14 protein-coding genes, 2 tRNA genes and 3 rRNA genes are annotated in these 20477 nt (G+C 31.4%); 7 read left to right on the plus strand and 12 right to left on the minus strand.

What is annotated here, in order from left to right; genetic code table 11:
- Nucleotides 1–27: 27 nt before the first annotated feature.
- Genes gpmI through ADFLV_RS13055 form a run of 3 tightly spaced genes read left to right on the plus strand, consistent with a single transcriptional unit; the run spans nucleotide 28 to nucleotide 4191 of the window.
- Nucleotides 28–1503, plus strand: coding sequence for a 2,3-bisphosphoglycerate-independent phosphoglycerate mutase (gene gpmI, locus ADFLV_RS13045; RefSeq protein ID WP_129012193.1), 1476 nt, complete (start codon nucleotides 28–30; stop codon nucleotides 1501–1503).
- Between the two features lie 10 nt (nucleotides 1504–1513).
- On the plus strand, nucleotides 1514–2209 hold the full coding sequence (locus tag ADFLV_RS13050; protein ID WP_172658810.1) for an ATP-binding cassette domain-containing protein: 696 nt from the start codon (nucleotides 1514–1516) through the stop codon (nucleotides 2207–2209).
- Between the two features lie 2 nt (nucleotides 2210–2211).
- Nucleotides 2212–4191 carry a transglycosylase domain-containing protein gene (locus tag ADFLV_RS13055; RefSeq protein ID WP_129012194.1) on the plus strand — a complete coding sequence of 660 codons (1980 nt, stop codon included), beginning with the start codon at nucleotides 2212–2214 and terminating at the stop codon, nucleotides 4189–4191.
- A 110-nt stretch (nucleotides 4192–4301) separates the two neighbouring features.
- On the opposite strand, the gene glnA is transcribed toward ADFLV_RS13055, so the two are convergent.
- The 5 genes from glnA to ADFLV_RS13080 all read right to left on the minus strand — a co-directional run bounded on the left by glnA (nucleotide 4302) and on the right by ADFLV_RS13080 (nucleotide 8550).
- Nucleotides 4302–5729, minus strand: a complete 1428-nt coding sequence (glnA, locus tag ADFLV_RS13060; RefSeq protein WP_014475187.1) for a type I glutamate--ammonia ligase — start codon at nucleotides 5727–5729, stop codon at nucleotides 4302–4304.
- A 108-nt stretch (nucleotides 5730–5837) separates the two neighbouring features.
- Entirely contained in the window at nucleotides 5838–6629 is a 792-nt protein-coding gene (hisJ, locus tag ADFLV_RS13065) for a histidinol-phosphatase HisJ (RefSeq protein WP_129012195.1), read from the minus strand.
- Nucleotides 6610–7875 carry a GGDEF domain-containing response regulator gene (locus ADFLV_RS13070; protein WP_014475189.1) on the minus strand — a complete coding sequence of 422 codons (1266 nt, stop codon included), beginning with the start codon at nucleotides 7873–7875 and terminating at the stop codon, nucleotides 6610–6612. The genes hisJ and ADFLV_RS13070 overlap by 20 nt, the downstream gene beginning before the upstream one ends.
- Nucleotides 7872–8327, minus strand: coding sequence for a molybdopterin synthase catalytic subunit (locus tag ADFLV_RS13075; protein ID WP_014475190.1), 456 nt, complete (start codon nucleotides 8325–8327; stop codon nucleotides 7872–7874). The genes ADFLV_RS13070 and ADFLV_RS13075 overlap by 4 nt, the downstream gene beginning before the upstream one ends.
- A 1-nt stretch (nucleotide 8328) precedes the next feature.
- Nucleotides 8329–8550 carry a MoaD/ThiS family protein gene (locus tag ADFLV_RS13080; protein WP_014475191.1) on the minus strand — a complete coding sequence of 74 codons (222 nt, stop codon included), beginning with the start codon at nucleotides 8548–8550 and terminating at the stop codon, nucleotides 8329–8331.
- Between the two features lie 70 nt (nucleotides 8551–8620).
- Here ADFLV_RS13080 and ADFLV_RS13085 point away from each other — a divergent pair, with 70 nt between their 5' ends.
- Nucleotides 8621–9280: an MqnA/MqnD/SBP family protein gene (locus ADFLV_RS13085; protein WP_129012196.1), complete on the plus strand. Its 660-nt coding sequence runs from the start codon at nucleotides 8621–8623 to the stop codon at nucleotides 9278–9280.
- Nucleotides 9281–10048 (plus strand): undecaprenyl-diphosphate phosphatase, encoded by a 768-nt coding sequence (locus ADFLV_RS13090; RefSeq protein WP_129012197.1) that lies wholly within the window; start codon nucleotides 9281–9283, stop codon nucleotides 10046–10048.
- Here ADFLV_RS13090 and murG read toward each other — a convergent pair.
- Together murG and ADFLV_RS13100 are read right to left on the minus strand one after the other, a co-directional pair.
- Complete coding sequence (gene murG / locus ADFLV_RS13095) at nucleotides 10028–11059, minus strand: undecaprenyldiphospho-muramoylpentapeptide beta-N-acetylglucosaminyltransferase (protein WP_129012198.1); 1032 nt, start codon at nucleotides 11057–11059, stop codon at nucleotides 10028–10030. The two genes, ADFLV_RS13090 and murG, sit on opposite strands and share 21 nt — an antisense overlap.
- A complete protein-coding gene (locus ADFLV_RS13100; RefSeq protein ID WP_014475195.1) occupies nucleotides 11056–12303 on the minus strand; it encodes an FtsW/RodA/SpoVE family cell cycle protein in 1248 nt (415 codons plus the stop codon). Before ADFLV_RS13100 ends, murG begins: the two co-directional genes overlap by 4 nt.
- 28 nt (nucleotides 12304–12331) lie before the next feature.
- Here ADFLV_RS13100 and ADFLV_RS13105 point away from each other — a divergent pair, with 28 nt between their 5' ends.
- On the plus strand, nucleotides 12332–14185 hold the full coding sequence (locus tag ADFLV_RS13105; protein WP_014475196.1) for a peptidoglycan D,D-transpeptidase FtsI family protein: 1854 nt from the start codon (nucleotides 12332–12334) through the stop codon (nucleotides 14183–14185).
- 12 nt (nucleotides 14186–14197) lie between these two features.
- The gene (locus tag ADFLV_RS13110; protein ID WP_129012199.1) at nucleotides 14198–14707 is read left to right on the plus strand and encodes a peptidylprolyl isomerase; all 510 of its coding nucleotides are present in this window, start codon (nucleotides 14198–14200) and stop codon (nucleotides 14705–14707) included.
- A gap of 397 nt (nucleotides 14708–15104) precedes the next feature.
- On the opposite strand, the gene rrf is transcribed toward ADFLV_RS13110, so the two are convergent.
- From rrf to ADFLV_RS13135, 5 genes are all read right to left on the minus strand, one after another.
- Nucleotides 15105–15220 (minus strand): 5S ribosomal RNA (rrf, locus tag ADFLV_RS13115).
- A 168-nt stretch (nucleotides 15221–15388) separates the two neighbouring features.
- A 23S ribosomal RNA gene (locus ADFLV_RS13120) occupies nucleotides 15389–18301 on the minus strand.
- A gap of 312 nt (nucleotides 18302–18613) precedes the next feature.
- A tRNA-Ala gene (locus tag ADFLV_RS13125) sits at nucleotides 18614–18689 on the minus strand.
- Nucleotides 18690–18719: 30 nt separating this feature from the next.
- Nucleotides 18720–18796, minus strand: a tRNA-Ile gene (locus tag ADFLV_RS13130).
- Nucleotides 18797–18892: 96 nt separating this feature from the next.
- Nucleotides 18893–20410: ribosomal RNA gene (locus ADFLV_RS13135) — 16S ribosomal RNA — on the minus strand.
- The 16S, 23S and 5S rRNA genes sit together here with 2 tRNA genes alongside, the layout of an rRNA operon.
- Nucleotides 20411–20477 lie beyond the last annotated feature (67 nt).

The raw sequence follows: 20477 nt of genomic DNA on the forward strand, positions 1-20477 counted from the left end.
TATAATACTTTTTAAAAGGTTTAAATAATGACAAATAAAACACTACTTATAATAACTGATGGAATAGGCTACAATCCTTCAGATAAATTTAATGCTTTTTCTAGTGCAAATACTCCAACTTATGATTATTTATTTAAAAATGTTCCTTATTCATTAATTCATACTTATGGTAAATTTGTTGGATTACCAGATGGACAAATGGGAAATAGTGAAGTGGGACATATGACTATTGGTAGTGGTAGAATTTTATATCAAGATTTAGTAAAAATAAATATTGCAATTGAAAACAATACTTTAAAAGATAATGAAGTTTTAAAAAATATTATCGAAGTATCAAATAATATTCATTTATTAGGATTATTAAGTGATGGAGGAGTTCATTCTCATATTGACCATATTATTGCAATGGCAAAAATTGCAAAACAATCTAATAAAAAAGTATTTATACATATTATTACAGATGGTAGAGATGTAGCTCCTGATTGTGCACAAAAATATATAAATCAAATTTTAGAGATTTGTGATAAAGATATAAAAATTGCAACAATTGCAGGAAGATACTACACAATGGATAGAGATAATAGATGGGATAGAGTAAAAAAAGGTTATGATGCGATAACTTTTGCAACTCCATCAACTACAAATGATATTTTAACTTATTTAAAAGATTCATATGAAAACCAAATCTTTGATGAATTTATTCTTCCAACTGCATTTGAAGGATATGAAGGAATAAAAGAGAATGATGGAATAATTTTCTGTAATTTTAGAAGTGATAGAATGAGAGAAATTTCTTCTGTTTTTGCAAATAAAAACTTTAATGAATTTGATACTTTTAAAGGTTCACTAAATCTTGCAACTATGACACAATATGATAAAAATACACCTATTGCTATTTTATTTCCAAAAGAATCTCCAAAAAATACTTTAGCTGAAGTAATTTCAAATGCTGGTTTATCTCAACTTCATACAGCTGAAACAGAAAAATATGCTCACGTTACATTTTTCTTTAATGGAGGAGTTGAAGAACCTATGTTAAATGAAACAAGAGTTTTAATTCCTTCACCTCAAGTTGCAACATATGATTTACAACCAGAAATGTCAGCACCTCAAGTGGGAGATGCTGTTAGAACTGCTATGAATAATAATACAGATTTTATAGTTGTTAACTTTGCAAATGGTGATATGGTTGGACATACAGGTGTATTTGATGCAGCTGTAAAAGCTGTTGAAGCTGTTGATTTTGAATTAGGTTTAATTTTTGAACTTGCAAAAAAACAAAATTACAATATTATATTAACATCTGATCATGGAAATTGTGAAATGATGAAAGATGAGGATGGAAATATTCTAACAAATCATACTGTTGGAGATGTTTATTGTTTTGTTTATGCAAATGGGGTAAAAGAGGTTAAAACTGGAAGTTTAAATAATATCGCTCCTACAGTTTTAAAATTGATGAATTTAGAGATTCCTAAAGAAATGGACAAACCATTAATATAAAAGATAATTTGTGCTATATATAAAAATTAATAAATTAATAATTGATGCAAATGAAAAAACTTTAGTTAATATTTCATTTGATATCACTGATTCAACAGCTCTAATTGGAGAAAGTGGAAGTGGAAAATCTTTAACATTGAAATCTTTATTAAATCTTCTTCCATCTTTTATGAAAACAGAAAAAGTTATAGACTCTAATTTTAAATTAAATTATGACACTATTGGGTTTATACCACAAAATCCTTTTACTTCTTTATCATCAATGACAAAAATAAAAAACCAATTTTTTTGTTCAGATGAAAAAAAAGAAGAAGTTTTAAAATTATTAGCTTTAGATGAGTCAATATTAAATAAATTCCCTACACAATTAAGTGGAGGACAAATTCAAAGAGTTGTAATTGCAATTGCAATAAGTAGAAATATAAAACTACTTTTGTTAGATGAACCTACAACTGCACTTGATGAGGAAAATAAAAATAATATTATCAATATTATTAATGATTTAAAAAAACGTTTAAATATATTAATTCTTTTTGTAACTCATGATATAAATTCAATTAAAGAAATTTGTAAAGATATTGTTATTATAAAAGATGGAATTATAATTGAAAAAGGTTCGACGAAAGATATTTTATCTTCACCAAAGGAAGATTACACTAAAAAATTGATTAACTCAACTTTTAAAAATAAAGATTTTAGGAATTAAATATGATGAAATATATTTTTGGTCTTTTTGTTATTGTAGGATTAGTAGTTTGTGGCTGGTTATACAATTTATATGATGAAATTAAACATGATGTTGATGCTGTTGTAAATTATTCACCAAAACAAAGTACTCAATTTTTTGATAAAGATGGAAAGCTTATTGCAAACACATTTAAAGATGAAAACAGAGAATATGTAAAATATGATGACATTCCTGCAAGAATAATCGAAGGATTAGTTGCCATTGAAGATACACAATTTTTTGAACACTCAGGTATTAATCCCGATGCTATTAGCCGTGCAATGATAAAAAATATTAAAGCAGGTGGATATGTTGAAGGAGCAAGTACATTAACTCAACAATTAATAAAAATGCTTGTTTTGACAAGAGAAAAAAAATTGATGAGAAAAGTAAAAGAAGCACTACTAGCTATTAGGTTAGAAACTGTTCTTACAAAAGAAGAAATACTTGAGCGATATTTAAATCATGTATATTTTGGACATGGATATTATGGAATAAAAACAGCTGCAAAAGGATATTTTAATAAAGATTTATATGAATTATCTTTAAAAGAGATGGCTATTCTTGTTGGACTTCCAAGAGCTCCAAGTTTTTATGACCCAACAAAAAATCTTAAAATCTCACTAGCTCGTGCAAATCAAGTTATCACAAGATTAAATACTCTTGGATGGATTAATAAAGAACAATACGAAGAATCAATGAAAGAAACTCCTATTATTTATAATCAAACTTTGACAAAAAATAAAGCACCGTATGCTGTTGATTATGCAATAAGTCAATTAATAAATGATATTCCTGATATTCTATATGGTGGATATAAAATTTATTTAACTATTGACATAGATGCACAAGAAATAGCGAAAGAAGCTCTAAAAGCTTCTTATGACGAAGCTATTAAGAGAGATTTAAATTTTAGAAAATCTTCTAAAAATCCAGATGATGATTCTTATGTTAAAGAATTAAATGGAGCAATGATTTCTCTTGAAAGTAATACGGGTAAAATTCTAGCCTTTGTTGGAGGAGTTGATTATAATCAATCTGTATTTAATAGAGCATTTCAATCAAAAAGACAAGCAGGAAGTGCAATTAAGCCATTTTTATATCAAACTGCCTTGAATGAAGGATATAATCCAGCTTCTCAATTATTTGATATTTCAAGAACATATAACTACACAGTTGGTGGTGTTCAGAAAAAATGGCAACCAAAAAATTATAGTGGGAATTTCCAAGGAATTGTAAGTTTAAGAGATTCATTAGTTGCATCAAGAAATTTATCAACATTAAACTTGGTAACAGATGTTGGTGTACCCATAGTAATGGAAGAATTAAAAAAATATGGATTTAAAGATTTAGTTGATAATTTATCTATTACTTTAGGATCAATGAGTGTTTCATTAGTTGAATTTAGTGAAGCATATAGTGCTTTTGCAAATAATGGTATACAAGTTAAACCATATATCATCGAACAAATTGTAAATAAAAATGGTGAAAGTGTTAATTTTGGACCACAAACAAAAGAGATTAACACACCTGAACAAAATTATCTCATGACATCAATTTTAACTGATGTGGTAAATAGAGGAACAGGAAAAGCTGCAAAAGTTGAAGGTATTGAATTAGCAGGAAAAACAGGAACAACAAATAACAATGTTGATGCTTGGTTTTGTGGATATTCACCTTCAATTCAAACAATTATTTGGTTTGGTAATGATAATAATATGCCAATGAGAAGAACTGAAGGTGGTGGAAAAATTGCAGCACCTGTATTTTCTTATTTCTTTAAAAAATATTTAGAATTGCATCCAGAAATTCCAAGAACTTTTATTAAACCTGAAAATGTCTATACAACAAATATAAATGGAAAAGAAGAACTTTATACTGAAAAATCACCTCTTCCTGAAATTGATACACAAATTATTCAACAACCAATAAATCCAAATGAAGAAGTTTTAGAATTCTAAAACTTCTATTTGTTTATATTAATTTCTAATCTAACTTAATAAATATTTTTTCCATTAAAAAAGGGGCTAGTTCATAAGAACTTGCCCCTTTTTATATAACTAAATTCTTATTAACAAGAATAAGTTGTTTTAAATTCAAATGCAGTTGGTCTTGCTTCATAAGGCCAAACTTGAGTTTCAAATTTATAGTGTTGGTATGTATCAATCATATCTTGTGAGAACACAGGTTTTAAGAAATCACAATCTCTAATTAAAGCTTCTAAAGCTCCTCTTAATGTATGAGGCATTTGAGGAATTTGTCTTTCTCTAATTTCATCTAAAGATAATTCAAATAAATCGTCATCCATTGGACCTACTGGCTCATATTTATTTTTAATACCGTCTAATCCAGCCATTAGCATAGCAGCAAATGCTAAGTATGGACAAGAAGTTGAATCTGGGAATCTCATTTCAATTCTAGTTGCTTTTTCACCAGCACCGTAAGGAATTCTACAAGATGCAGATCTATTTTGTGATGAATAAGTTAAAATTGAAGGAGCTTCAAATCCTGGAATTAATCTTTTATATGAGTTAGTTGATGCATTTGTAAATGCTGCAACAGCTCTAGCGTGTTTAAATACTCCACCAACATAATGTCTAGCAGTTTCACTTAAATTACCATATTCACCTTGTTTGTAAAATAAGTTTTTACCTTCTTTCCAGATTGATTGGTGTACGTGCATTCCATTTCCATTATCACCATATAATGGTTTTGGCATAAATGTAGCTGATTTACCATTTAAGTGAGCTACCATTTTGATAACATATTTTAATTTTTGTACGTTATCAGAAGCTTCAATTAAATCTCCAAATACAATACCGATTTCATGTTGACCTTGTGCAACTTCGTGGTGACCTAAAACAACTTCTAATCCAACTTGCTCTAATACTTGCATCATTTCAGCTCTTAAATCTACACCATTATCAATTGGAGCTACAGGGAAATATCCACCTTTAGTTCTTGGTCTATGACCCATATTTCCACCTTCATAATCTGTTGAATCATTCCATTCACCATCTTCTGAATCAACTCTATAATAAGACTCATTAATTGTATCTTTAATTTTTACATCTTCAAATACAAAGAACTCATTTTCAGGTCCAAAGTATGCAACATCTCCTAATCCAGATTCTGATAAATGTTTTAACGCTTTTTTAGCGATTGATCTTGGACATTTTTCATACATTTCATTTTTGTAAATATCATAAACATCACAAATAACAATGATTGTTGAATCAGCTGTAAATGGATCTAAAAACGCAGTTTGTACATCTGGTTTTAAAAGCATATCTGATCTGTGAATTGGTTGCCAAGCTTCAATTGATGAACCATCAAATGGCATACCATTTTCTAAACTAGAAGCACTTACTGCATTAAATTTATATGTAACATGATGCCACATACCTTTCATATCTGTAAATCTAAAATCTACAAAATTAACTTCATTTGCTTTACTATACTCAAAAAATTCTTCGATACTATTAACGAACTTACCCATAGGTTTAACTCCTTCAAATTATTTCAATAATTGTATCCAAAAATATAAAAATTAAAATAAAACAGCTGTATATTTTTTATACAATTATATTCAAAATAATATAACTAATTAAAATTCAATATTTTTTTTATCTCGACACTCAAAAGTTACACATTTAGCATATCCTATTTCCTTTGCCAAGCTTGTAACTTCATCATATTTAAATCCAATTTGTTCAAGATTATGTGCATCAGAACCAAAAGTAATATCAATTCCTAATTCATAAGCAATTTCTAATAACTGTTTTGAAGGATAAGATTCATTTATTGGTTTTCTAAGTCCTGCTGGATTAATTTCTAAAACCATATTTGATTTTTTAATTTGATTTAATGCATTTTTTGCCAAAATTCTAATATCTTTTTTAGGTAAAAACTTAAATACTTTTATCAAATCAAAATGCCCTACAATATCAAATAAACCTGTTTTTGCCATTGATTCTATTGCATCAAAATATTCAATCCAAATAGTATCTATATCTTTTGATTTATACACGCCAATAAATTCTGGATTATCAAATCCCCACATATCATCTTTATTTTTTAAAAAATGAACAGAACCTATAAGATAATCAACTTTAGCATTTAGTATTTCATCCAATAAATATCCATCCAAATAATCAACTTCATATCCTAAGAGAATCTTTATTTGATTTTTATATTTTTCTTTTGCATCAAGTATCCATCTTTCATAAAGATTTTTTTGTGTTATATCCATTCTATATTTTGGATCATAATTCATTGGAGCATGATCAGAAAAACCATATTCATCGATACCTATTTCTATTGCTTTTTGTATATAATCATCAACACTTCCTGTTGCATGATTACATAAAATTGTGTGATTATGTAAATCTACTCTCATCTCTTCTTACTCTATTCCTTCCTTCTTTTTTTGCTAAATATAAATATTTATCTGCATTTTGTATCATACAATCAATATTTTTCCCAAATTCTAAACTATAACCAATTGATATTGTATATTGTATATTTAATTTTCCAATTTTAATAACATTATTTTCAAATTCTTTTCTTATATATTCTAAAAGCTCAGTAATTTCACTTTCACTTCTATTGTAGAAACATATACAAAATTCTTCTCCACCTAATCTACTAATCAATGCATTTGAACTAATATTATTATTCAAAACTTTAGAAACTTCTTTTAAAGCAATATCGCCAATATCATGTCCATATGTATCATTTATATTTTTAAAATTATCAATATCAATAATTGCAATTGCAAAAGTTTTATTATTAAGTTTACAATCTTCATATAATTTATTTCCTATATCAAATAAATATCTTCTATTATATAATCCAGTTAAATAATCTTTGTTTGCTTTATTTTTAATCTCATCAAATAACTCCAAAATTTCTATATTTGAATTTATTCTTGCAAAAAATTCTTCATTTGAAAAACCTTTATATAAAAAATCATTTGCTCCGTATTTTAAAAATTTTGCAGGTATTTTTTTACTTGAATCATTTGAAGTAACGATTATTGATAATTCATCTTTACTATAATCTTTTCTAATTCTTTTAGTCAATTCTAAACCATTCATTTTTGGCATTAAATAATCAGTTAAAACAATTTTTATATCACTATTTTGTTTTAAAGTTTCAAATGCTTCATCTCCATCATAAGCACTTAAAGCAACAATTTTATATCTACTTAATAATTCTATTGATTTATCAACAAATAATTTTGAATCATCAACAACCAAAACTTTTATATCCTTATTGTGCATAATTCTTTTAACAATTGATGTAGCATAAGTTAATGCTGAAAGTCCATCTTTAATTATATAATCAACAATATTTTTATCTCTAAATTTTTCTTCAATATCTATACTTTCAGTTCCTGTTAGAATTACAATTGGAATTTTAAATTTTGAAAGAAAATCAATAATCTCACCATCTGGAGCATCAGGTAAACCTAAATCAGCTAAAACAATATCAAATTTCCCTTTTTCTTGTAGAAGTAGATTTGCACTTTCTTTCATACTTTTTGCAATAAAAATATCTATATCAAAATCACTTTCAATGAGACTTTTTAAAGTATTACAAACAGATATACTATCATCAACTATTAAAACTTTATATTTCATAATAAGATTCCAGAACCTTTTATTGTTGTACTTCTATCTTTTGCATAAACTCTTTGATTATTTATAATATCATATTTCCATATTGGAGCTTGAGCTTTAAAATCTTCAACAAATTCATCTATCAATTCTAATGCAACTCTTCTTTTAGGACTACAAACAGCTGCAATATAAGAACTTTCATGATTTAAAACATCACCACGACTATGAGCCATTAAAACTATTGCATCTTTTTTATTTGCTTTTTTTTGCCATTCATCAAACCAATTATTTAAGATTGGTTCATATATATCAAAACTTAAACCTTCTATTTGATTTTCATCTCTTACAACTCCAACAAAAGTTATAATAGCTCCATAATTTGAGTTTTTGTATTTTTTATACCATTTATTTGTAATCTCTTCAACAGGCAAACTCCCATCAAATAGTTCTAAAAACTCTTTTCTATTTTCCATATCATCCACCACAAACAGGAGGTAATAGTGAAATTTTATCACCATCATTTAAAATTATATCTTTTGAATTAATTAATGTATCATTCACTGCAACAGCACAAGTTTCAAGCCAAGTAGAAACTGAACTATCATTTTTTAAAATTTCACTCAATTGTTTAAGATTATTAATTTCTAAATTCATATCTTCTTTATTAATTGGTCCTAAAAATTCTACTTTAACCATTTTAATCCCTTCTTATGATATTTATATTATTATACTGGCTTCATTTTAACATAATAAGGACAAAAACTTTATGATATTTTCAAAAATAGATTTTATAAATTTATTGCCTTTTCATATTTTTATAAAAAAGACTATTAAATCATCTCAATTAAAATCAATAATAGAATATAAAAAATCTTATCCTTCATATATTAGTAATAAATTTAAAAAAAGAAAAGTAGATAGTGCGTTTATTTCTTCAATTGCATCAAGAAATGAGAAATTTTTAGATTTTGGAATTGTTGCACGAAATGAAGTTTTATCTGTTCTTTTAATTCCAGGAGTTGAAGCAAAAGATTATCAATCAAAAACTTCAAATGTACTTGCAGATGTTTTAAATTTAAAAGGTGAAGTAATTATTGGAGATAAAGCTTTAAAGTTTTATCACGATAACCCAAATAGTTTAAAGTTAGATTTAGCCAAAGAGTGGCAAAAAAAATATAATCTTCCCTTTGTATTTGCTGTTTTATGTTATAACAAACATGAAAAAAGATTAAAAAAATTGACAAAAAATTTCAATAAAAAATATATAAAAATACCTCAATACATTTTAGAACAATATTCAAAAAGAAGTGGTGTATCAAAAGAAAATATTTTAAAATACTTAGAAAAAATCGACTATGATTTGGGTTATAAAGAAAAACGAGCTTTAAAACTTTTTCTAAATTTAACTAAAGAAAAAAGGATATAAATGACATTATTTGATTCTCTGATTTTGGGAATAATTGAAGGTATAACAGAATTTTTACCAATATCTTCAACTGGACATTTGATTGTTGCAAGTGAATTTTTAGGTTTAGAACAAACAAATATAAATAAAGCTTTTGAAGTAATCATTCAATTTGCTGCAATATTAGCTGTTATCCTAAATTATCCATCAAAATTTACATTTTCACATATAAATTTATGGACAAAAGTTTTAATTGCTTTTTTACCTATTGCAATTATTGGTTTTATTTTTTCAAAACAAGTCAAAGAATTATTCTCTATAGAAATCGTTGCATGGATGTTTATCATAGGAGGAATTGTTTTTTTAATTGTTGAAAAATTCTATGATGAAAAAGCAACTCACACTTTAGATGTTGAGAATATTACATATAAACAAGCAGCTTGGATTGGATTTGCGCAAATATTTGCATTAATTCCAGGAACTTCTAGAGCTGGTTCAAGTATCATTGGAGCTATGCTTGTTGGATTAAATAGGAAAACAAGTGCTGAATTTTCTTTTTTACTCGCCTTTCCAGTTATGTGCGCAACAACAGCTTATGATTTATTAAAACATCATGATGAAATTTTAGTTGGAGGAAATTTTTTAAATTTAGCAACTGGATTTGTTGTATCTTTTATTATTGCATTTCTTGCAATAAAACTATTTCTAAAATTCCTTGAAAACTTTACATTTGTTGCTTTTGGAATTTATAGAATAGTTTTTGGAATCTTACTTCTTATTATTTTCTAAAATAATATTTACTATTAAAGCAATAGCATTTGGACTTATAGAACTTATAAGTTCAATGCTAATTTTATGAATATCTGATTTTAAAACCTCAAAAAAATACTCTTCACTCAATTCATCTTCTCTTTGTAAAAAACACAAACCTTTATCTTTTAAAAACTTTGCGTTATAATATTGATGATCACCTGCTGCATGTTTATAAGGTATAAAAAAAGTTGGTAATGAATTTGCACATAATTCCCAAAGAGTTGATGCCCCTGCCCTACTTACTGCAAAATCAGCTTTTGACATTTTTGAAGGTATTTCTTTTGAGAAATCAAAAACATCAGCATTTATATTTAATTTTTCATACTCTTTTTTTACTCTTTCAAAATCACTTTTCCCTGTTTGATGAATAATACTAATTCCCATTTCATTAAGTTTTGGAGCAACTTTTAAAGCAAAATCATTTATACAAATAGCTCCTTGTGAACCACCAAAAAAAGCTATTGTTTTAATTTTTTCTCTAACTCTTGCACAATTAAAAAATTCATTTGATACAGGATAGTCTCTAACTAAAGAATTTTCATCAAAAGATGAAAAAATCTCAGTTGCAAATTTTGATGTAATTTGATTTAATTTACCCATTTTTGAATTTTGTTCATGAATATATAATTTACAATTCATTTTTAAAATTGAAGCAAAAGTTGCAGCAGCAGCAGAAAATCCTCCAACACTAATAACTGTTTTAATTTTGTATTTTGAATACAAACTCAAACAATATAATGTTTTTGAAAAAATATTAAATAAAGAGATAAATTTAGCAAAACCTTTTTTATTTACTACCCCTTTAGTATCTAAAAAAATTGCTTTTTTTAATCTTCTATCATGTTCAAACCAAGCTTTATCTTGACCATTAGAGGAACCAATAAAAATTACATTTATTCCTCTATTATAAAACTCTTCAATAAAAGCATCTGCAACTTTTAAATGCCCACCTGTTCCACCACCAGTAACAACAACTGTTTCAATCATTTAATTTTTACCTTTTTCTTAACATCTTCATCTTTTACTACTCTACTAATAGATAAAACTAATCCCATGGATACTGCCATTGCAAGCATTGATGAACCTCCATAAGATAAAAATGGAACAGCAATACCTTTTATTGGTATCATTCCAGAAATTCCATAAGAATTTATCAAAAATGCAATAATAATCATTAATGCGATTCCAAGAGTAAATAGATGATAAATTGGATTTTCAACTCTTCGACTTATTCTAAAGATTCTCCAAATAACAATAAATAAAATAGTTGTAAAAGCCATCAATCCAAATAATCCAACCTCTTCTGTTATTCCAGCAAGAACAAAGTCTGTGTGAACTTCAGATAAAAAACCAACTTTAATATCACCCAATGCAACTCCTTGACCAAAAAAACCACCATTATGAATAGCATTTAATGAGTGAGAAACTTGATATGGTTCAGGTAATTCATCAATTCTAAGATATGGTTCTGCCCAAGAAGGTAAAACAGATAGAATTCCATCTTGAACCATTGCCCACCAAGAATGAATTCTTTTAATTCTATGAGGTGCTGCAATAATTAAACCTACTAATCCAACTAAGGCTATTGCACCTAATGCTAAGAAAATTTTAAAAGATCTATTTGCAAAAATTAATAAAACAACTAAAATTAATCCAAGAAGAACAACTTGTCCTAAATCTTTTTGTAAAAATGCAATTATAAAAACAACTACAAAAAAAGTTAAAAAATACGGAGCAAGAAGTAATACTTCATCTTTTAATCCAATCTTTTTGGGTTGAAATATAACTTTTCTATGAAAAGACCAAGATAGAAAATAAATAAATCCTATTTTAAAAAACTCAACAGGAGACAAAGAAAAACCAGGAAGCCTAATCCATCTATTAGCTCCTCCTGATGCTGTAACTAATGCTGCTGGCAAAAATGGCATTGCTAACATTAATAAAAAAAACACTATAAATAGTGTCATCCCAACTTTTTCTATCAATTTATCGGGATCTTTCATAGAAAAATACCACATTATAAAAATAGAAACTATTCCAACTAATCCTTGTCTTATAAAAAAATGGAATTGGTCATAACCAAAAAATTCTACAGTATATATTGTTAAAGAATATGAGAAAATTATACTTATTATTATCAATAATGACACTAATATAAACAATGTATAATCGGCTTCTGTATTATTCAAATTATTATTAATTGATTTAATCTTACTTTTGTTAAAATTCATTTCTCATTATATAATAATATGGATAAATATGTCTTCAAATAAAATTGAAAAAGTCGATAAAACAAAAAAAATAGTTATTCTATTTTTACTAATTTTCTTATTCTTAACTATTCTTATGATTTCTGTTTTTAGAACGATAACTGAAAAGAGACATTTACCTTCACTCAAAGGTGAAAAAAATGAACTTGCAGTAAGAGGTGATATTATAAGTGCAGATAACTTTAAAATTGCATCATCTAAAAAACTTTATAAAGCTGCAATAGATACAAGACATCTTGATCCTACAAAAGAAGAGTTATTTCTTAGGTTATTTTCAATTTATAGTAATATTGATTATAAAATATTAAAAGATAGATTAGATGAAGGGAAAAAAAGTCCTGGAAATTTAGTTTTATCTTATGGAATAGATTCAAGATCGGCAAAAAATCTAAAAGAATTAGCTTTTAAACTTGTTCAGCTAGATGTATTCATTAGCCGTCAAGTAAATGGAAGCAAAATATTAAGAGGTTTGACCATTAGTGAAAGTGGTGAAAAAAGAACTTTTTCATATAATGATACTTTAACACCTGTAGTTGGATATATTTCAAAGTATGAATCAGAATTTGGGAAAACTAAAGTTAATGGAATTAAAGGTTTAGAAAAACATTATAATAAAGTTTTAAATCAATCAAAAGATGGTGTTTTACAAGGTGATAGAGATGTATTATCTTATATATCTTTTGATAAAAATTCTATCATTAGAAAACGAATTGATGGCGCTACATTAAATCTAAATATTCCATTAAAATTACAAAAAAACAATGAAACAACTTTAGATTTATATAAAGAAAAATTAGGTGCTGATGAAATTATTGTTGCAATAATGGAAAATAAAACAGGAAAAATCCTAACAATGGCTTCATCAAACAGATTCAATCCAGAAAAAATTAGAAAAGAAGATATAGGTTCGCTAAATGTTAATGCAGTAGAATACCAATTCGAACCAGGTTCTGTTGTAAAACCTCTTTCTATATCTATTGCAATGGATAAAGGATTAATTAAAAAAAATGAAAATTTTCCTGCATATAATACAAATGGAGGAAAAGGTTCGTATAAAATTGGAAGATTTAATATAAAAGATGACCATAAATTTGATAAGCATTATTTAACATTAGATGAGATAGTTATGTTTTCTTCTAATATAGGAACTTTACAAATTGCTCAAAGATTAACAGGTCCTGAATTTTTTGAAGGTATGAAAAGATTTGGTTTTACAAGAAAAACAGGAATTGATTTGCCATATGAGAAAAAAGGTGTAATGCCAAAGGTTTGGCAATTTTCTGCTGGAGATAAAGAAAAAAAAGATAATGTTTTTAAAGCAACAGTTTCTTTTGGACAAGGTATGACAGCAACTTTTATTCAACTTTTAAAAGCTTATTCTGTATTTAATAATGATGGAGAAATGATTACACCAAGAATAGTATCTTCACTTACTTATGATAATAATAAATATAAACCATATGATGATAAAGCAGAAAAAATACTATCAAAAGAAACTGCTGATGCAATGAAGAAGATGCTAATAAAAACAGTAACTGATGGAACAGGAAGAGCAGCAAAAATTGATGGTTTAGAAATTGGTGGGAAGACAGGTACAGCACAAATTGCAAGAGGTGGGAAATATCTTAAAAAATATATATCTTCATTTTTTGGATTTGTAAATGATGAAAAAGGAAACTCATATACAATTGGTGTAACTGTTATTAATCCGATTTCAACAGGAACACATTGGTATTATTATTATGCTTCTTGGTCAGCTGTACCTGTATTTAAAGAAATCATACAAAACCTAGTTAAATTAAACTATTTATCACCTAAAGAAGGTATAATTCCAGAAAAATAATAAAGGTTAATAATGTTTGGATTCAAAAAAGAATTAAAAGAATACAATTATTCAAAAGAAAAATTATCAAAATTTAATTATGCAAAAATTACAACTGAAAAAGGTGTAATTTGGGTAAAACTTTTTAATGAAGAAACACCTATAGCAGTTTCAAATTTCTCAACTTTAGCTAATGATGGTTTTTATAATGGATTAAATTTTCACAGAGTAATTCCAGGATTTATGGCTCAAGGTGGTTGTCCAGAAGGTTCTGGAATGGGAGGACCAGGATGGTCTATAAAATGTGAAATTGATGCACCAAAACAAATACATAATAGAGGTTCATTATCTATGGCTCATGCTGGTAGAAACACAGGAGGAAGTCAATTTTTTATATGTTTTGTTCCTTGCCCTCATTTAAATAATCATCATACAGTATTTGGTGGAATTGAAGAAAATGATTCTGATAGCTTCGCAACACTTGATGCAATCAAACAAAATGATAAAATTGTTTCTATTGAAATTTTTGAGAAAAGAAATTAATAAGTACTTTGATTTGTAAAGAAGAAGGGGGAGGAATGAATAATTTCTTCCCTTTTTTTATGTAAAAATATAAAAAAAATAAAAGACCTCTAAATAATAAATAAATCTCTAAAAAGAATAAGAAGTAATAATTCAATAATAAAAGTACTCCTAAAAGAAGAAATGCTCTTCTAAGCTAAATATAGTTCATCTAGAACTAAATAAAATCTAAAAAATAATGCATTGTAAAATAAATAAAATGGAAATAAGTATTATGTAATGAGGAAATAAACAAACCAAATAAAAGGATAAAAACCAACAAAGGCTGGAAGGATAGAGGGGTAAAAAAAAAGCTTTTGCTAAGAGGAACTGTAAAGAAGTTCAAATTAGTAAAAGCTTGGTAAATAAAAAACTCAAGAGCTGGCAGCGGCCTACGTTTCCACCAGGGGACCCGGCAGTATTATCGGCGATGAAGTGCTTGACTTCCAGGTTCGGAATGGGACTGGGTATTTCCACTTCTCTATAGCCACCAGCAAAGTTGAGTGAAAAAAGTAAGAAGAAACATAAAGAAAGATTCAATATGTAAATACTCTTTACACTCAACTCATAAAGGAGTTAAGAAAAAATAATGTTAAAGTCTTTTCACAATATATATTAAATATAAGAAATATATTTAATAAGATAGTAAACCAAAGAATTGTTTAAAATAAGCCAAACGTTCTATTAGTACTGGTCAGCTAAACGCCTTACAACGCTTACACATCCAGCCTATCAACCAGCTAGTCTTGCTGGGAACTTCAGGGAAAGTTAATCTTAGAGTTGGCTTCGAGCTTAGATGCTTTCAGCTCTTATCACATCCGTACGTAGCTACCCAACGATGCTCTTGGCAGAACAATTGGTACACCAGTGGTACGTTCATCCCGGTCCTCTCGTACTAGGGACAAATCTCTTCAACTTTCCTACGCCCACGGAAGATAGGGACCGAACTGTCTCACGACGTTCTGAACCCAGCTCGCGTACCGCTTTAAATGGCGAACAGCCATACCCTTGGGACCTACTTCAGCCCCAGGATGCGATGAGCCGACATCGAGGTGCCAAACCTCCCCGTCGATGTGAGCTCTTGGGGGAGATCAGCCTGTTATCCCCGGCGTACCTTTTATCCTTTGAGCGATGGCCCTTCCACACAGAACCACCGGATCACTATGACCGACTTTCGTCTCTGTTCGACTTGTATGTCTCACAGTCAAGCTAGTTTATGCCATTATACTCAACTGGCGATTTCCATCCGCCATGAACTAACCTTTGTAAGCCTCCGTTACTTTTTAGGAGGCGACCGCCCCAGTCAAACTACCCACCAGACATTGTCCTGATACAAGATAATTGTACGCAGTTAGTAACTCAAATATTCAAGGGTGGTATCTCAAGGATGGCTCCATATGTACTTGCGTCCATATATCATAGCCTCCCACCTATCCTGCACATGAATATCCAAGCTACAGTGTCAAGCTGTAGTAAAGGTGCACGGGGTCTTTCCGTCTTTCCGCGGGTAGGAGGAATTTTCACCTCCACTACAATTTCACTGGATCCCTGGTTGAGACAGCTCCCATCTCGTTACGCCATTCATGCAGGTCGGTATTTAACCGACAAGGAATTTCGCTACCTTAGGACCGTTATAGTTACGGCCGCCGTTTACTCGGGCTTCAATCAAATGCTTCGCTTGCGCTGACATCATCAGTTAACCTTCGAGCACCGGGCAGGCGTCACACCTTATACATCCACTTACGTGTTAGCAAAGTGCTGTGTTTTTGGTAAACAGTCGGGAGGGACTCTTTGTTGCAACCTCTATCGCTTTTTGGAGCAAGTCCATATACAATAGTAGGCACACCTTATACCGAAGATACGGTGCTAGTTTGCAGAGTTCCTTAACCAGGGTTCTTCCACGCGCCTTAGAATACTCATCCCACCCACCTGTGTCGGTTTACGGTACGGGCAACATATAATATACTTAGTGGCTTTTCTTGGCACGACAGTATCATCGATTCTCCATCTCCTCCGAAGAGTGTCAAGAGCCTGTAAGATCTCGGCCTAACGTTACCCGGATTTGCCTAAGTAACAGCCTACGTCCTTCGAGCCACTATTCCATCAGTGACCTCGATTAACTCTATGCGTCCCCACATCGCGCTTATATGTTGGTATTGAAATATTAATCAATTTGCCATCGTCTACCCCTTTCGGACTCGACTTAGGTCCCGACTAACCCTACGATGACGAGCATCGCGTAGGAAACCTTGGGTTTTCGGCGTTGAGGATTCTCACCTCAATTATCGCTACTCATGCCTGCATGCTCACTTCTATCCGCTCCAACGCTCCTTACCGGTACATCTTCTACGCTGAATAGAACGCTCTCCTACCACTCAATTAAAATTGAATCTAAAGCTTCGGTGTACATCTTAGCCCCGTTATATTTTCCGCGCAGAATCACTAGACCAGTGAGCTGTTACGCTTTCTTTAAAGGATGGCTGCTTCTAAGCCAACCTCCTGGTTGTCACAGTAACTCCACATCGTTTTCCACTTAGATGTAACTTAGGGACCTTAGCTGTTAGTCTGGGTTGTTCCCCTCTCGACGATTGATTTTATCACCCACCGCCTGACTCCTGTGATTCCACATATGGTATTCATAGTTTGATAGGGTTTGGTACCGCGGTAAGCAGCCCTAGCCCATTCAGTGCTCTACCCCCATATGCTACAACACAAGGCTATACCTAAATATATTTCGGAGAGAACCAGCTATCACGAAGTTTGATTGGCCTTTCACCCCTATCCACAAGTCATCCGGAGACTTTTCAACGCCTATCGGTTCGGTCCTCCACTGGCTCTTACACCAGCTTCAACCTGCTCATGGATAGATCACTTCGTTTCGGGTCTGCAGCATCTGACTAATTCGCCCTATTAAGACTCGCTTTCGCTACGGCTTCGTACTTGACTTAACCTTGCCAGATACCACAACTCGCAGGCTCATTATGCAAAAGGCAGTCCATCACCCTGATAAATCATAGGGCTCTGAATGATTGTAAGCTAATGGTTTCAGGTTCTATTTCACTCTCCTCGCTGGAGTACTTTTCACCTTTCCCTCACGGTACTTGTTCACTATCGATCTGTAAGTAGTATTTAGGATTGGAGGGTGGTCCCCCCAGTTTCAGTCAAAATATCACGTGTTCCGACCTACTCAGGATACCATTAGAGCTATTGAGAATTTAAATTACAGGAGTTTCACCTTCTATGCTACACTTTTCCAAGTATTTCATCTATCCTCTTTAGTCTCACATTATGGTCCTACAACCCCCAATGCAAGCATTGGGTTTGTCCTAATCCGCTTTCGCTCGCCGCTACTGACGGAATCTCGTTTGATTTCTCTTCCTCTGGCTACTGAGATGTTTCACTTCACCAGGTTAGCTCCCCGTAGGGTAATATATATCTCTATATACTGGGTTGCCCCATTCAGAAATCCCCGGATCAAAGCTCTTTGGCAGCTCCCCGAGGCTTATCGCAGCCTAATACGTCTTTCATCGCCTCTTACAGTCTAGGCATCCACCATTAGCCCTTAATAGCTTATTAATAAATAGAGTTAAACTCTATCGCTTTTTGATAATATTCTTTGGCTACTATCTTATTAAACATATTATTTAAAATATATCCAATAAAATAATGTTGTGTTCTATCTAATTTCTTAGATATGAAATTTTTTTTGTTTTAAATTATTTAACATTTCTGTTATCTAATTCTTACGAAAAAATTAAAGACTTTAACATTATATTTTTAAATATCATTTTGATTCGAAAATCAAATATAAATTCAATATCCTTTGAACTTATATTTAACTTCTTTATCACTCTATAAATTAATTATTACGCATTTACTCTTAATAGGTGGTGGAGAATAGCGGGATCGAACCGCTGACCTCCTGCGTGCAAAGCAGGCGCTCTCCCAGCTGAGCTAATTCCCCAACCTAAATTAATCTTTCTAGATTATTTAATGGTGGGCCTATCAGGACTTGAACCTGAGACCTCACGATTATCAGTCGAGCGCTCTAGCCAGCTGAGCTATAGGCCCCTTTTACTACCTATTTAAATAATCTTTATAAACCGAATATAAAAACTCTTTCTTTTTAGTTTTAAGTTAAGAATCGAATCTTAACTTAATTCTCTGAAAGGAGGTGATCCAACCGCAGGTTCTCCTACGGTTACCTTGTTACGACTTCACCCCAGTCGCTGAATCCACTGTGGAAGGTAGCTACTTTAGCATCCCCGCTTCGAATGAGTTCAACTCCCATGGTGTGACGGGCGGTGAGTACAAGACCCGGGAACGTATTCACCGTAGCATAGCTGATCTACGATTACTAGCGATTCCAACTTCATGTAGTCGAGTTGCAGACTACAATCCGAACTGGGAGATATTTTTGAGATTTGCTCCACATCACTGTATTGCTGCTCTTTGTATACCCCATTGTAGCACGTGTGTAGCCCTGGACGTAAGGGCCATGATGACTTGACGTCGTCCTCACCTTCCTCCTACTTGCGTAGGCAGTCTCATTAGAGTTCTCAGCCGAACTGTTAGCAACTAATGACGAGGGTTGCGCTCGTTGCGGGACTTAACCCAACATCTCACGACACGAGCTGACGACAGCCGTGCAGCACCTGTATATAAGTTTCTGCAAGCAGACACCAATCTATCTCTAGAAAGTTCTTACTATGTCAAGTCCAGGTAAGGTTCTTCGTGTATCGTCGAATTAAACCACATGCTCCACCGCTTGTGCGGGTCCCCGTCTATTCCTTTGAGTTTTAATCTTGCGACCGTACTCCCCAGGCGGTACACTTAATGTGTTAACTGCATTACTGCAAGGTCGAGCCTCACAACAACTAGTGTACATCGTTTAGGGCGTGGACTACCAGGGTATCTAATCCTGTTTGCTCCCCACGCTTTCGCGTCTCAGCGTCAATAATGTTCCAGTAGATCGCCTTCGCAATCGGTATTCCTTCTGATCTCTACGGATTTTACCCCTACACCAGAAATTCCATCTACCTCTCCCACATTCTAGGTATACAGTTTCAAAAGCAGTTCAATAGTTAAGCTATTGGATTTCACTTCTGACTTGTATACCCGCCTACACGCTCTTTACGCCCAGTGATTCCGAGTAACGCTTGCACCCTCCGTATTACCGCGGCTGCTGGCACGGAGTTAGCCGGTGCTTATTCATATAGTACCGTCATTATCTTCCTATATAAAAGGAGTTTACGCACCGAAATGTGTCATCCTCCACGCGGCGTTGCTGCATCAGACTTTCGTCCATTGTGCAATATTCCCCACTGCTGCCTCCCGTAGGAGTCTGGACCGTGTCTCAGTTCCAGTGTGACTGATCATCCTCTCAAACCAGTTAGGCGTCATTGCCTTGGTGAGCCATTACCTCACCAACAAGCTGATACCATACAGACCCATCCTCTAGCACTAAAGCGTTTCCCTTGCATACTTATGTATTAAAGGCATATAGGGCATTAGCAGACGTTTCCATCTGTTATTCCTTTCTAGAGGGCAGGTTATCTATACATTACTCACCCGTGCGCCACTTAGCTGACAATTATAGCAAGCTATAATCCGTTCTCGTTCGACTTGCATGTGTTAAGCACGCCGCCAGCGTTCACTCTGAGCCAGGATCAAACTCTCCATAAATTATAGAGCTTTTGAAACTGACAAATTTTATAACTCTTCAATTACAAAATTATCACTCAAATTTTAT

The sequence above is a fragment of the Arcobacter defluvii genome (assembly GCF_013201725.1).
In the GTDB taxonomy this organism is placed as follows: Bacteria; Campylobacterota; Campylobacteria; order Campylobacterales; family Arcobacteraceae; genus Aliarcobacter; species Aliarcobacter defluvii.